The organism is Candidatus Villigracilis proximus (assembly GCF_016717045.1).
In the GTDB taxonomy this organism is placed as follows: Bacteria; Chloroflexota; Anaerolineae; order Anaerolineales; family Villigracilaceae; genus Villigracilis; species Villigracilis proximus.
Genome location: NZ_JADJUO010000001.1, coordinates 145,689 through 158,256, shown reverse-complemented (window position 1 = coordinate 158,256; position 12,568 = coordinate 145,689). Strand labels below are relative to the sequence as shown.

The following is a 12,568-nucleotide window of genomic DNA, read 5'->3' as shown; positions in this document are numbered from 1 at the left end:
GCGGGGGGATAATTCGATATGTAATCAAAAAAGCGATGGCTGCTGTAGAATGTTTTCTTCATTGTTTCCACTCCAGCCATATTTTTTTAAGTCCACGCGGTCTTTGGCGTCGAAGATAACTCCTTCGGCTTCGAGTAAAGGACGTTGGCGTTCCGCTCCAGCGCGCTCGCTGATCTTGCCCTGCGAGTTGATGACACGCTGCCAGGGAACATCGTCGGGGCAGGCTGCCATCGCACCGCCCACCCAGCGCGGAGCAAACGCGGCGTAGGTTTCAATCTCCACGCCATTGGGCGGCGGAAGCAATTTGGCGATCTGTCCATACGTGGCAACTTTGCCGGCAGGAATCTGACGCACAAGATTCCAGACCTGTTCGTTATAGGCTTGCGGATTGGGGGGAGATGCGAAAGACGGCATTGTATCTATTCGGCCGGTGGTTTGATCTTGCCGCTCCAGCCATATTTTTTCATATCAATACGGCCTCTGACATTGAACATGACGCCTTCGTCTTCAAGCAAAAGTTTATGGCGTTTTGCTTCAAGTCCGTCCCGCTCGCTCACTTCCCCTTTTGAATTCACAACCCTGTGCCAGGGTACGTCGTTCGGGCTGCCGGCTACGGCGCCGCTGACCCAAAGCGCGCCAAACTCCAGATAGGTATCACCGTCCACGCCTGCGGGCAGCGGGAGCATTTTTGCGATCTGTCCATACGAAGCGACTCTGCTGCGGGGTATCTTGCTGACGATCTCCCATACCTGAGCATAAAAGGATTGCGGGTCTGGCGGTAAAACAAGGTTTGACATGGGGTTTCTCCAAATAATAGTGCGAGATTTATGAGGTACAGACTTCGGAAGTCTCTTTTAATTCTTCATGGCGGAAATTCCTCTAAAAGGACTTCCGAAGTCTAGCTTGCGTGCGTTTCTTTAACGCGATGATAGATAGCGATAATACAACGATTGACGAACATTGGCAATAAAGTTCTTTGAGAGTTTATCATCCATGAATTTCAAGGTTTTAATTTCATCTGCGATAAGGGTATCAGGATGTTCATTCTCCGGCACGCCGGGCTGTTCAAGATGAGTAACAGGCTCAGGTGTTGTCACGTCACATCCGCAATCGTTATTATCCTGAAGGAAATAATAGTCATAGGATCTGTAAATGGAGCGGTTAATCTCGTATAGTGGAGTGAGTGAACCGAAGAGAAGGAGGATGTAGAAAGTGGAAAGTAGGAGGCGGGATGTTTTCTTTTGGAAAAGGGTTTCGCCTGTCATTAACATCAGATAAAACAACGGGGCGATGGATGCGCGCATGACGAAGTCACGTCCGCTGCCAAATTGGATGAAGGGAATGATGAGGAGCAGCAAGCCGGTAATCACCCAGCGCGGATCACGCCAGTTGCGCGGAGCAAGCACCAGCCAGAGCAATCCGCCTTCGAGCAGGAAGAAAGCGAGAAAATCTTTATTACAAGCGTTTTAAATCCACGTTCCTGGGCGGCGGTGTTGGAGGTGAAGAAGAAAAAGGAAAGAAGAAAGATGATGATGCCAGCGAAGAGAATATCCCAACGGAGGTTTTTGAATGGGGCTTTGAAGTCGGTTTGCTTAAACCAGTCAATAAGAATGTAGGGAATTAACCCAATGGATGCGAGAGGAGCAAAGAAAAAACAAAAAGCCCAAATTAATGCAGATTGTCCACGCTTTACGCCGTTCATAATTATTGCAATGCACAACCAGGCTGGAACAGATTGATTGAAGACCCAAAACAATTGAGTGGTGAAGGACGAAAACTGTAAATTACCGCTCCAGATCTCAAGATGCGTGACGGGCGGCCAGAGCGTTGGGTATTCCTGCGCGAAGAGAAGAGTGCCGAGGGAGTCCAGTCCGCTGAAGAAGATGAGGAGAAGCGCCAATTTGAGCGGGGATGTTTTTAGCACATTGCCGAGTTGAAACGTAACAAGGAAGACGCCAAGCCATGTCCACAGGAAGAGGGCAAAATTTGCAGCCTGCCAGCCGAAGGCTTTGCCTATTAATGCAGCAGGCAGCCAATAGCCAACATAATAAACAAGCATGGCGATCGGTCCACGCTCGGGAGATGAATAAATGATAGGCCAGTCGTAGGTGATGAGATCATGCAAAACTGCGTTGCGCCAGTGATGGTCCCAGTTTTGGAAGGTGTATCCGCCGACGCCTGAGAGCAAGACCCAGAGACCGGTGAGTAGGAAGGTGGGAAGGAAAAAGCGGAGATTGGAGGTTGGAGATTGGTAACTGGTAATTGGTAAATGGTTGAAGAGTTGCCAGAGTGCCCAAAGAGTGAGAGCGGTAACGGGGATGGCGATGGATAGTCGCAGCCAGCCCATGCAGAAGATGATGAATGGGAGGGCGAGGTAAACATAGGTAATGCGGGTGAGATATTTCATGATTTGACCGTGAACGACGGACAGTGGACGATGGTTTATTGTCTACGGTCTGTCGTCGAATTCATAAATAGTGTAATCGTCTTTGTGAATTGTAACGGAATAATTTTCATTTAAGAATGCGCGCAATTCTGGGAATTCGCGGGAGGTGTCCGGGCCGGTGATCCAGGGTTTGTCTATGGCGGTGACTTCGATGATGAATCGCGGATTGGCAGCTTGCAGATCATTCATAAAGTCTGCGCGCAGGCTTTGAATATACGGGTTGGAAACATGATGATAGAAATAGAAATCAAATACATAAGGTGTGGCAAGGCGGGCACGGGATTCGAGCATGGCAAGTAATGTGCCGCCTGTCCAATCAAGCGGCTGGACGGTGTCGCCATCTTGTAAATTCTTTTCAAGGAAACGAGAGATTTCTCTGGCGCGGTCGGTGGAAGTGATGATGGGTTGATTATTGAGTTGACGAATGAAGGTAGTGGATGGGCGAATGAGCGCGAAGATGGTTAGAAGAAAGAAGAAAGAGGAAAGAAGAATGGTGGATGGCGGGAGGTGGGAAGTGGAAAATGGAGATTGAGTAATTGCGAGAGATGAAAGAAGAATGATGAAGTAAATAAAGGGGATGTAATGATAGGGGAAGAATTGACCCGAGAAAGCGGGATAGATGGCGTAGCATAAAGCAAGGCTGACAAGTAAATATGTCTTTTTATTTTGATTAAGATAAACGCCAAGCAAGGCCGGGATGAGCCAGAGTGCGTGGCCGCCGAGATGCAGAGTTTGAGTCAACAAGAATGGAAGGCGCGAGCTGGTGGTGATCGCCATTTCGCCGTTGACTTGTGAATATAGCGGCCAGTAATTCATGGCAATATTGATAAAGGGGATTAAGGCGTTGGTCAGCGCGAGCCAGACGATCACAACGAGAACTGGAATTGCAAACCCTGTGGCGGCGGGAAGAATGCTGGTTGCGGCAGCCTTTTGGAGAGTCAACTTGAGGCGCTGAGTCAGGTCTGCGATGTCAAAGAGCAGGATGGGGATGAGTCCGATCGCTGCGTGGGGTTTGATGACAGCCGCTAGACCGAAGAACAGCCCGAGGGTTATCCGATGTTTGAGAGTCAGCGTTTCCTGCATTGAGATCCACAGAGCGAGTGCGATAAAGAAAAGCAAAAGGTATTCGCGCTGCAATGACATGGACGGGCCGCCTTGCAGATATTTCAAGCCAAAGAGAATCGCGGCGGCGAGGGCGGGAGTTTTCCCAAAGCGTTGGGTTGCAAAAAATGTGATGATGAGAAGCGCAGTAAGAATGACGAGGTCGAGGATGCGAATACGAAAACTATCAAAGCCGCTTAGGAGGCCAAGGGCGGTGTAGGCGATGAAGCTGCCCGGCATTTGAAAATCAAACAGGTCACGGTAAGGGACAAGATCTTCGGCGCGCATCATGAAGGCTTCGTAGAAAAGCGGCGCTTCGTCGTGGGCGATGGGCCATTGCGTTGAATAGCCAGCCTGCACAATGAGAAGCGCAGCGAGAAGGACGATCAAAACATTTAAGATGCGGCGCATTATTTATAAATGAGTTTGAAATTTTCGCAGACCAGCGGCATTTCTTCGCTGAACTCTCTGCCTATCTTCGGAAGGATGCGCGAGAAAAATATCTGGTGTGCTTCGCGCCAGTAACGCAGTGAAAGATCGCCTTCGCCTTCTGTGCGTGCGAAATCTTCATCCACTTCGTTATAGTTGCGGATTTCCACTCTGGTGGTTTCGATGATGCAGATGGGCTCGCCTGCGCCATTTAAAGTGATGGATATTAAACCGACTTCGGGAATCGGATTCCCTTCGGCCTGCCACTCCCAAAGGGAAGAGCAGGTGCCCGTTTTGATTCCGCTGGCAACCAATGCGCCAAGTTCGTCGGCGAGTTCAGGATGATCACCGAAGGATTCAGCGAGATAGGTTTTGCCATGATACGGTGAATCAGATGCGAGAGTGGATAGAAATTTTTGCCAGTATTGTTCGATGTTTGGATTGGTCATTGTTTTCCTGGGAGGGATAGTGAAGCGGATGTCTCAACGGATAGAAACGGATAAGCGGATATTTTAGCGGGTGGTGAACGGATTTTTAAATGGTGGTGGTTAAGTGAATTCTCCGCCGGTGATTTGTTTTTCGATCAATTCACGGTTGGCGGTAAATTTCAGTTCGACTTCGATTCGTTGAAAGCATCTATTTTCGCCCATCAATAACTTGCGCGCGTGGTAGATATCGCCGCCTTCTTCATATTCAACACTTAGGTCGTTGTCGAGGTCAACACGGCCTTCGATGATCTCTCCGCAGCGTTTGCATTTGACGGAGAAGGTATAGTATTTTTTATCGGGTTTGGCGGGGGTGGAGCCGAAGAGTTTTTGGAGAAAGTTCATGGTGATTGTTGACAGGTTTCGCAGACTTGAAGTCTTTTGTGCGTGATGGTTAGTAGATTTCGTGCAGACTTCCGAAGTCTTTTTTGATGCATGATGATTGAGTAAGTTTCAACCAGACTTCGGAAGTCGGAGTCTGGTTCATTGTCTATCGTCCATTGTCTGATCTAAAACTTCCACTTTTTTAAAACATCCATTGCCTTGTGGTGGGTCAGGTCTAATTGCAAGGGGGTGATGGATACGAGGCCTTGTGCCAGTGCGCCGAAGTCTGTGCCGTCTTCGATGACGCCGGTGGGAGCTTCGCCGCCGATCCAGTAGTAGGGTTTGCCGCGCGGGTCGGTGCGGACATCGAGCGCGTCGCGATACACGCGTAATCCCTGACGGGTGACCATGAAGCCTTTGAGTTCGCTCTCTTTGAGATAGGGCACATTGACGTTCATTACCACGCCTTCAGGAAGTCCATCGGCGATGACTTTTTCAGCGACACGGCGTGCCACACTGGCGGCGGTAGAATAATCCAATAGGCCTTTGAAGCCTTCGGGGGAATCGAGTGAAACGGCAATGCCTTTGACGCCGGCAATGACAGCTTCCATGGCGGCGGTGACGGTGCCAGAGTAGGTGACATCGTGCCCGATATTTGCATTGGGATTAATGCCAGAAACCACCAGGTCAATTTGTTCTTCGATCAGGCCGAGCAAGGGCAGTGCCACGCAATCTGAAGGTGCGCCGTCAGACATGAACGCGGCACTTCCATCAGCAAGGACGGTTTCACGCACGCGCAGCGGACGTTCCATTGTTTTGACATGCCCCGAAGCTGACCAGTTCTTATCAGGTGCAAAGACAGTCACTTTGCCGAGTTTGCGCATTTCCTGCGCGAGAGCTAAAAGTCCGGGCGCCTGGACGCCGTCGTCATTGGTTACAAGAATATGCATGGGTGATTTCCGATTTTTTGATTTTGGATTTACTGATTATAACCCCCGCAAATTAAAACATTGGATGAAAGATATGATCTTTCATCCAATGAAACTATTATGGCAATAACAATGTTAGAAATGTTAGAGCAAGAGAAACCAAATTAGACTTTATCAATACATTGCGGGCTTGTCGTTTGATCTGTCTGGCCTCGCTTTGGTCTTCAATCTCTTCCACGTGATCTGTTAGCTGGCGTGAACCACGCCGCGCGAGATCCACTCAGGTTTTATCGCGCCACTGGAAGAAACCAGCGGCAGCGGCGCCAAAAGGCAAAATCAGAGTTAGCCGCCAAAGCTTGTGTACGTCAAAATAAAGCATTGCACCTAGAATAACGAGGCTGATCATAAATTGAATGATCCCAAATCTCAGCCGCTTGCGCCTTTCTGCGGGGCTGATATTGGCAAGACAAACCTGATAATTTCCTTCGTCCTCATCAGAGGATAAAGAACTAAAATCAATTTTTGGATCTGAAAACCGAAGATTTAATCCTGATTGCATGTATTGAAATCCTATCCTTTGGAATTGCGAATAAAACACTGACGCCTCAAAAGCAGATTTACATACCCAATAAAAAAAAAGCACGGAAAAGCATCTCTGCCTCCGTGCTTCTGTTTATCAAGTGTATTTTTACTATGCGATCCGAAGCACAACACCGTTTTGCGAAGGGTCGATCAGCAATAAGCCATCGTCTGTTTTATTGGATGGGATTCCTGCCGTGTCCACCCTTGCGATGACTTCATCCAGTGCCTGTTGATTGGCGAAATCAACTGTGAAGAAGCGCAAGCCAACTGCGTCAGCGGGCGGAGGCGGGGCGCCTTCACCCTGCCAGGCGTTTAATCCCAGATGGTGATGATATCCACCGGCCGAGATAAAAGCCGCCTGAAATGTGGAGGAAAGTCCCATCACATCGAAGCCGAGAATGCCGTGATAAAAGTCCACGGCTTCCTGCACATTGCGCACATGCAAGTGGACGTGTCCCACTCGTGTTTCAGATGGGATAGGCTCATCCAGTTTATCGTCTGCTTTGAGGTGGCTGAATAAGGCTTCCACGTCCAAAGGCTCGCGGCCATCGCTTAAGGTACCTTCAGCGCGGCGGGTGACAAAGTCACCATTTTCAACTGTAAAGAGACCATCTTCGGGAGATTCACAATACAACTCGATCCCATTGCCTTCGGTGTCATCCAGATAGGTGGTCTTGGTCATGATGTGGTCAGTGGGATGGTTGCGATATTTCAACACAGACAAACGTGCCACCGCCCGTGCAAGTTCACGGCGATTGGGGAACAAGACCGCAAAGTGATACAGCCCGGTTACGCGGCGGTATTTTTTCAGGCCGGGTTCTTCGGTCAGGCGCAGCTTATGGTTCCTATACTAGTTGTCGTCGTTTAGTCAGACAACACGATCATGGTTTTTATTTCTTTCAGGGCTTGTACAAAATTAAGCCATTCGGCGTAAGCCCTGCATATTTAGAAACCTAATTCTTCCTTGACGATGATCATCGTGATGCGGCCCGGGCGGGTTGCGCGATTGACGATCAACATTTCATTGACGGCTGTGCCGACTTTGTAGAGTTGCTGCATGTGTTCCTCTTCAAGCGGAACAACATGCTCGTTAAGGCGGCGCAGACCATCATTCAAATCTTTACGATTTTCTGAGCGCCGACCACCCAGATCACTTTACCGGCACCTGAAGCATACGGGCCAAGTTGACTGCCAGTGGCAGACGCGATCAGTACGTGCCCATCTTCGGTAACAGCGTGGACACTGCCAGCGGCGAAATCAGGTGCACTAATCAATTTGCGAATTTCACGACCCTGAGTCTCGCGATTCATGGCATACATCTTTGGGCGCACTGCGTCAAACCGGCCTGATTGGTCAATATCTGCGACAATACCCAGTTGTTCAAGTGTTACAGACGAGCTGAGAAAAACTTCCGACCCTTCGGGGATCAATTCAAGGAACAAGCGTTTTGCATCAGCGCCGGTTTCGGCGATCAGCGTTTGAATACCATTGGCTTCGAGAGCTTTTGAAGTGCGTGCAATTTTCTCGTCATTTGCCAATTTCGATAATTCTTCAATCGGAGTTGCTACAAGTTCTTTATTTTCTGTGAACATATTTTTTCTTTCCTTATTATCCGAAAATCTTGATGGTGCTGCCCCAATTGGTGCCAAGGGTGCCCTGCAATGTGATCTGTAACAACTGCATCGATTCGATCTGACGGGCGCGGTGCAACGGACCAGCGTCAATGGCGCGCATACCGCCGTCTGTTACCAATTGGGAAACCTTGGCCTTTGCATCCGCATCATCGCCGGCGATAAAGACATCAAGCTTCTGACCAGCAACTTCACCAGCGATTAGTGTGCCCGCGAAGGTGGTGTTGAAAGCCTTCACAACTTTTGCGCCCGCAGCAACTGCCTTGGCAAGATCTTCAGCAGAGGATGAATCAGGCGCAGTGGCGAGACCATCGTAGGTTGCATTCAATGGGTTGGCAATATCAACGACAACCTTGCCAGCGAGTTTTGCACCGAGTTGTTTTGCGATCTCGATGTTTGTGCCATACCAAACAGCCAGCACAACCACATCACCGAGTTCTGCATCAAGGTTCGCAGCAGAAACGGTCGCGCCTTTTTTGGCAGCAGCTTTCAAATCAGCAGCGGCTTTTTCTGCCACTTCTGGATTCGCATCTACAAAAGTGACTGAATGTCCACCAGCGACTGCACGGGTTCCGATACCGCGTCCCATGTTTCCTGCTCCAATAATTGTTACGTTCATTTTGTTTCTCCTTTTATTTATTATGATTAGTTAGTGAATAAGTACCAGCGGCCAATCGCCACAAATACTGAAAGCGCAAGCAACACGATGTTCATCGGAATCACGTTGTATTCCTTCTTTGGCAAATGCTCCTGGAAGATCGCCAGCAATTGAATGATCGAAAGACCCAATGCCGCAACCGGTGTAAGCCATGCCAAAATTCCAGTCAACACAGGGAGGATCATCCCCAGCGCGCCGAGCAGTTCAGAAGTCCCAACGAAACGAACATAGTTATCACTGCGACCCTTAGACCACGGCATCATTTCACGAACCTTTGCAATTTGCATTGTCTTCATCGAACCAGCCATGCCATACATGCCAGCCAGTAATATTTGTGCGATCCATAAAGCAATATTCATATATTGACTCTCCTTGAGTTGTTTGATAATATACAATCGTTGTTTACACAACAGATGTTGCTTACTTTACCAATTCGCCCAATCAAAGTCAACCAACAAAGAACTGGATATGTTGACTAAGCAACAAAGGAGACAATATGTTGCCTAACCCAGATGAAAAACTAGACCCGCGCGTCAAACGTACCCGCGGCCTGATTCTGACATCCTTTGAGTCTCTCCTCGCTGAGAAAGGATTCGAGACCATCTCCGTGCAGGATGTGACAGACAAAGCGCAAGTTAATCGCGCCACTTTTTACGCACACTTTCAGGATAAATATGCCCTGCTCGATTATTCGATCAGTCAGATGTTTAAAAAAGAGATCGAAAAGCGGACGTTGAACGCCTGCACCTATAGCGCCGACAATCTGCGTAATCTGATCCTTGCTGTTTGTGAATTCCTCGCCAACATCCACAGCGGATGCGCCCAGCCGCATCAGCAATTTGAATCGCTGGTGGAGGGAACCATCAAGAACATAGTCTTTGATCTACTATCGTACTGGCTGCGCAAATCAAAAGTCCCCACTGAAATTCCGGCCACGGTTGCAACCTGGGCAATCTACGGACTTGCTTCACACTATAGCCACATGAAAAAACGCCCCACCCTCGAAAAATTCGTGGATGAAGCGTTTCCGCTGGTGGCGGTTAATTTGGAACAATTTGCATAATTTTGTAGGGGCGAAGCAATGCTTCGCCCCTACCGTTATACCAACGATCGCTTGAAATTCACAAAAGCATCTTCTTCAGAGGGGTCAGCACCGTAGGCCATGGCGAGATAGTAGGCCATGTAATCGCCAAAGATGATTAACGTCCACAGGTGGGCCATGAGTGAGTCTCCACGCGCATCGATCACATCGGTGTTGAGTCCTTCGAGCAGAAAGGTCTGACGCATTAAATCTGAGCGCAAGCGGTTGCGCGGATGGTCGCTGGGCGCACGCATGAAGAGGGTCATGGTGTGCGCATTGAGCGTGGGGTTCGGGTTAAGGGTGGCGGTTAATGTGTTGTGTGTGGCTTCGGGGATGATCTCAAAATTCGCGCCTGCTTTGGCAAGTTGATTGATCTGCATTTTCCAGCGTCGTGCAACCGGCGCGAGGTTTTCTGTCGCGATAAATGTGACCCAGCGCCCCACCAGTTGACCTGCGTAACGCTTTGCAGGATTCTTCGCGGCGATCATATCCGCGACGATGTGCTGCTGCGAACGTTTCATCATGGCGATGGCTTCGGTCACATCTGCGGCGGGGTCGGGGATGAGGTTGAGGCGGGAGAGCAAGGCAAGCAGCAATCCGAATGGATAGGCAATCGCGGCAGTGTCCACCACCCCGTTGCTGTTAAATATCCACGCGGGGATATTTTTTTCAGCGGCGCGTTTGGCGAGTTCGCCGCCCGTTGAAATAACGAGCAGGCTGCATTGATTATTTTGCGCTGATTCAAAAACATCGAGCACTTCTTCAGAGTTGCCCGAGTGTGAGATGCAGATGACTAAAGTTTGTTTGCTATTTGCGAAAGCGGGAATGCCATAGCCGCGGTGAACTGTAACGGGGAGGTGAATGCTTGAGAAAACAGAGGCAGTTACCAGTTCGGCAGCGACCGCTGAATCTCCCATCGCAGCGATGATGATATTTTGAATGCCGGTAAAAGCCGGCAGCGTTTGAGTCTGTCCCAATTCCCATGCGGCTTGTAATTGATCGGGCAAGCCGTCAATTTGGGCGAGCATGTTTCGGGTATCAATTTGTTTGAAGAGGTCGAGGTCGTCTAGGTTCATAGAATTATGTAAAGGGTAAGGTGTTGTGGGATTTGACAGTGGACGGTGGACGATAGACCATGGTCTATCGTCCACCGTCTGTGATCGTTGTTAACTCGCGTCCTTGATAAATTTTGACATGTCCTTTTTCATGGCTTTGAGCGAAGGCATGTGGACGTACATCATGTGGCCGGCTTCGTAATATTCCATGCTGATATTTTTGCGCAGGGATGCATCGAGGCCGAGATGGTCAACAGTGTATTCGGTGGCGGAGTAGGGCGTGCCGAGATCGTAGTAGCCGTTGGCAATAAAGACCTTGAGATATTTATTGAAGGTCATGGAACTCCGCAAAGTCTCAGCAACATTCACATATTGATTTTGGAAATAGCCATAGGACCATTGCATCCAGACTTTTTCGCTCAAGATTTCATAGGGCGTGTCAATTTCAAATTTCAATTCGGTGCGGATGTAATCGTTGAAGGCAGCTGTATACGGGCCGCTGACTTGTGCAAATAGCGGATCATACTCAGGAGTAGCGGTGACGCCGAGCCGGTCAATGCCGGTGTAACGGCTGTCCAAACGCCCGACAGTTTTTCCACGTTCGCGCAGAAGTTCCTTGAAATAATGTTGATCGAGGATGCGCAAGTCGGAGCGTTGAATAAATTCCTGTGAGATGCCGGTGTAGCGCGAAAGTTTTTCAACAACACTGGCGCGGTCTTCGGGCGCAAGCGATGCGCCTTTGAGCAGGGCTGCTGCGTATTCGCCTTTTGCAAATTCTTCGGCTTCCTTAAGCACAGTTTGCAATGGCGCTTTGAAGTTTAATTTTCCGTGATACCAGGCAGTGGCTGTGTAGGCCGGCAAAAAGAGAATGTAAGGCAGGTCGTTGTTAAGGTTGAAGTCGATGGTGGTGAAATCGAGAACAGCAGAGATGAGAAGTAATCCGTTTAACAACATGCCGTGACGATTCTGCAAATAGCCGGAGAGACCCGCAGCGCGTGTGGTGCCATAGGATTCGCCCGCGAGGAATTTCGGTGAAAGCCAGCGGTTGTAGCGTGTGGTGTACAAGCGGATAAAGTCACCGACTGATGCAATATCTTTTGTGAAGGTGTGCCACTCGGCAGATTTTTCACCGTCCACGGGGCGGCTGAAACCGGTGCTCATCGGATCGATGAAAACGAGATCGGTGTCATCGAGAATGGAATATTGATTGTCGGTTAATTTAAAGGGAGGCGGAGGCATTTCGCCTTCGTCGGTGAGGACTACGCGGCGCGGACCAAGTACGCCCATGTGCAGCCAAACGGACGAGGAGCCGGGTCCGCCGTTAAAGGAGAAGGTGATGGCGCGTTTGGAATTATCTTTCACGCCGTCTTTGGTGTAGGCGGTGAAGAAGATCTGCGCGCGCGGTTTTTCAACCTCGCCATCTTTTTCCTTGTCGTTGACTTCTTCCTTCATCACCATTGTTCCAGTGGTGACGGTGTATTTAATTTCCTTACCGCCTATTTTGATGGAATGTTTGGTGATGACAATGTTGTCTTTTGGTGCGGGTTTTTCTTCCTTCTTCTCGTCTTTTTTTTCTTCGGGTTTCTTGGGTTCAGTAGCCATGACTATTGCTCCTTATTTGTTTATTTGCTTAAGATTCACCATGATGAACGGAGATACCCATACGGGCACAATGTAAACAGAGATTGTAAAAACGGAAAAAGTATTTTGCATAAATCCTATTTAACTCAACTTGCTACCCTTAGAACAAAGGCCTTGAAAAGATTTTTGAACCGCAGAGGCGCCGAGCTCGCTGAGTTTTAATGGCTTTTTCTCTGTGCCCTCTGCGCCTCTGCGGTAAACACTTT

17 protein-coding genes are annotated in these 12,568 nt (G+C 49.1%); 1 reads left to right on the top strand and 16 read right to left on the bottom strand.

Features of this window, described 5'->3' with window-relative positions; all coding sequences use genetic code 11:
• Positions 1 to 24: 24 nt before the first annotated feature.
• The 14 genes from IPL71_RS00795 to IPL71_RS00730 all read right to left on the bottom strand — a co-directional run bounded on the left by IPL71_RS00795 (position 25) and on the right by IPL71_RS00730 (position 8,944).
• Positions 25 to 414 carry an MGMT family protein gene (locus IPL71_RS00795; RefSeq protein ID WP_345318072.1) on the bottom strand — a complete coding sequence of 130 codons (390 nt, stop codon included), beginning with the start codon at positions 412 to 414 and terminating at the stop codon, positions 25 to 27.
• A 5-nt stretch (positions 415 to 419) separates the two neighbouring features.
• Positions 420 to 797, bottom strand: coding sequence for an MGMT family protein (locus IPL71_RS00790; RefSeq protein WP_345318071.1), 378 nt, complete (start codon positions 795 to 797; stop codon positions 420 to 422).
• A gap of 120 nt (positions 798 to 917) precedes the next feature.
• Positions 918 to 1,418, bottom strand: coding sequence for a hypothetical protein (locus IPL71_RS00785; protein ID WP_345318070.1), 501 nt, complete (start codon positions 1,416 to 1,418; stop codon positions 918 to 920).
• A complete protein-coding gene (locus IPL71_RS00780) occupies positions 1,367 to 2,407 on the bottom strand; it encodes a hypothetical protein (protein ID WP_345318069.1) in 1,041 nt (346 codons plus the stop codon). Before IPL71_RS00780 ends, IPL71_RS00785 begins: the two co-directional genes overlap by 52 nt.
• Positions 2,408 to 2,449: 42 nt before the next feature.
• A complete protein-coding gene (locus tag IPL71_RS00775; protein WP_345318068.1) occupies positions 2,450 to 3,958 on the bottom strand; it encodes a glycosyltransferase family 39 protein in 1,509 nt (502 codons plus the stop codon).
• Positions 3,958 to 4,425 (bottom strand): ASCH domain-containing protein, encoded by a 468-nt coding sequence (locus IPL71_RS00770; protein WP_345318067.1) that lies wholly within the window; start codon positions 4,423 to 4,425, stop codon positions 3,958 to 3,960. Before IPL71_RS00770 ends, IPL71_RS00775 begins: the two co-directional genes overlap by 1 nt.
• A gap of 99 nt (positions 4,426 to 4,524) precedes the next feature.
• Positions 4,525 to 4,806 carry a hypothetical protein gene (locus IPL71_RS00765; protein ID WP_345318066.1) on the bottom strand — a complete coding sequence of 94 codons (282 nt, stop codon included), beginning with the start codon at positions 4,804 to 4,806 and terminating at the stop codon, positions 4,525 to 4,527.
• A gap of 164 nt (positions 4,807 to 4,970) precedes the next feature.
• Positions 4,971 to 5,735: a 5'/3'-nucleotidase SurE gene (surE, locus tag IPL71_RS00760; protein WP_345318065.1), complete on the bottom strand. Its 765-nt coding sequence runs from the start codon at positions 5,733 to 5,735 to the stop codon at positions 4,971 to 4,973.
• A gap of 259 nt (positions 5,736 to 5,994) precedes the next feature.
• The gene (locus IPL71_RS00755; protein ID WP_345318064.1) at positions 5,995 to 6,273 is read right to left on the bottom strand and encodes a hypothetical protein; all 279 of its coding nucleotides are present in this window, start codon (positions 6,271 to 6,273) and stop codon (positions 5,995 to 5,997) included.
• A 132-nt stretch (positions 6,274 to 6,405) separates the two neighbouring features.
• Entirely contained in the window at positions 6,406 to 7,062 is a 657-nt protein-coding gene (locus IPL71_RS00750; RefSeq protein WP_345318063.1) for a VOC family protein, read from the bottom strand.
• A gap of 179 nt (positions 7,063 to 7,241) precedes the next feature.
• Positions 7,242 to 7,412 (bottom strand): hypothetical protein, encoded by a 171-nt coding sequence (locus IPL71_RS00745; RefSeq protein WP_345318062.1) that lies wholly within the window; start codon positions 7,410 to 7,412, stop codon positions 7,242 to 7,244.
• Entirely contained in the window at positions 7,409 to 7,888 is a 480-nt protein-coding gene (locus IPL71_RS00740; protein WP_345318061.1) for an LUD domain-containing protein, read from the bottom strand. Before IPL71_RS00740 ends, IPL71_RS00745 begins: the two co-directional genes overlap by 4 nt.
• 16 nt (positions 7,889 to 7,904) lie before the next feature.
• Complete coding sequence (locus IPL71_RS00735) at positions 7,905 to 8,546, bottom strand: NADPH-dependent F420 reductase (RefSeq protein ID WP_345318060.1); 642 nt, start codon at positions 8,544 to 8,546, stop codon at positions 7,905 to 7,907.
• A 26-nt stretch (positions 8,547 to 8,572) separates the two neighbouring features.
• Positions 8,573 to 8,944, bottom strand: coding sequence for a DoxX family protein (locus IPL71_RS00730; RefSeq protein ID WP_345318059.1), 372 nt, complete (start codon positions 8,942 to 8,944; stop codon positions 8,573 to 8,575).
• 137 nt (positions 8,945 to 9,081) lie between these two features.
• Between IPL71_RS00730 and IPL71_RS00725 the strand changes: the two genes are divergently transcribed.
• A complete protein-coding gene (locus IPL71_RS00725; protein WP_345318058.1) occupies positions 9,082 to 9,648 on the top strand; it encodes a TetR/AcrR family transcriptional regulator in 567 nt (188 codons plus the stop codon).
• A gap of 35 nt (positions 9,649 to 9,683) precedes the next feature.
• Here the strand turns inward: IPL71_RS00725 and IPL71_RS00720 are convergent, their stop codons facing one another.
• Together IPL71_RS00720 and IPL71_RS00715 are read right to left on the bottom strand one after the other, a co-directional pair.
• Positions 9,684 to 10,742, bottom strand: coding sequence for an SIS domain-containing protein (locus IPL71_RS00720; RefSeq protein ID WP_345318057.1), 1,059 nt, complete (start codon positions 10,740 to 10,742; stop codon positions 9,684 to 9,686).
• A 90-nt stretch (positions 10,743 to 10,832) separates the two neighbouring features.
• Entirely contained in the window at positions 10,833 to 12,323 is a 1,491-nt protein-coding gene (locus IPL71_RS00715) for a S10 family peptidase (protein WP_345318056.1), read from the bottom strand.
• Positions 12,324 to 12,568 lie beyond the last annotated feature (245 nt).

Coding starts and splice junctions, on each gene's coding strand:
- IPL71_RS00770 (WP_345318067.1), bottom strand. CDS start 4,425: ATGACCAATCCAAACATCGAACAATACTGGCAAAAATTTCTATCCACT.
- IPL71_RS00765 (WP_345318066.1), bottom strand. CDS start 4,806: ATGAACTTTCTCCAAAAACTCTTCGGCTCCACCCCCGCCAAACCCGAT.
- IPL71_RS00795 (WP_345318072.1), bottom strand. CDS start 414: ATGCCGTCTTTCGCATCTCCCCCCAATCCGCAAGCCTATAACGAACAG.
- surE (WP_345318065.1), bottom strand. CDS start 5,735: ATGCATATTCTTGTAACCAATGACGACGGCGTCCAGGCGCCCGGACTT.
- IPL71_RS00735 (WP_345318060.1), bottom strand. CDS start 8,546: ATGAACGTAACAATTATTGGAGCAGGAAACATGGGACGCGGTATCGGA.
- IPL71_RS00780 (WP_345318069.1), bottom strand. CDS start 2,407: ATGAAATATCTCACCCGCATTACCTATGTTTACCTCGCCCTCCCATTC.
- IPL71_RS00725 (WP_345318058.1), top strand. CDS start 9,082: ATGTTGCCTAACCCAGATGAAAAACTAGACCCGCGCGTCAAACGTACC.
- IPL71_RS00755 (WP_345318064.1), bottom strand. CDS start 6,273: ATGCAATCAGGATTAAATCTTCGGTTTTCAGATCCAAAAATTGATTTT.
- IPL71_RS00775 (WP_345318068.1), bottom strand. CDS start 3,958: ATGCGCCGCATCTTAAATGTTTTGATCGTCCTTCTCGCTGCGCTTCTC.
- IPL71_RS00720 (WP_345318057.1), bottom strand. CDS start 10,742: ATGAACCTAGACGACCTCGACCTCTTCAAACAAATTGATACCCGAAAC.
- IPL71_RS00715 (WP_345318056.1), bottom strand. CDS start 12,323: ATGGCTACTGAACCCAAGAAACCCGAAGAAAAAAAAGACGAGAAGAAG.
- IPL71_RS00730 (WP_345318059.1), bottom strand. CDS start 8,944: ATGAATATTGCTTTATGGATCGCACAAATATTACTGGCTGGCATGTAT.
- IPL71_RS00790 (WP_345318071.1), bottom strand. CDS start 797: ATGTCAAACCTTGTTTTACCGCCAGACCCGCAATCCTTTTATGCTCAG.
- IPL71_RS00740 (WP_345318061.1), bottom strand. CDS start 7,888: ATGTTCACAGAAAATAAAGAACTTGTAGCAACTCCGATTGAAGAATTA.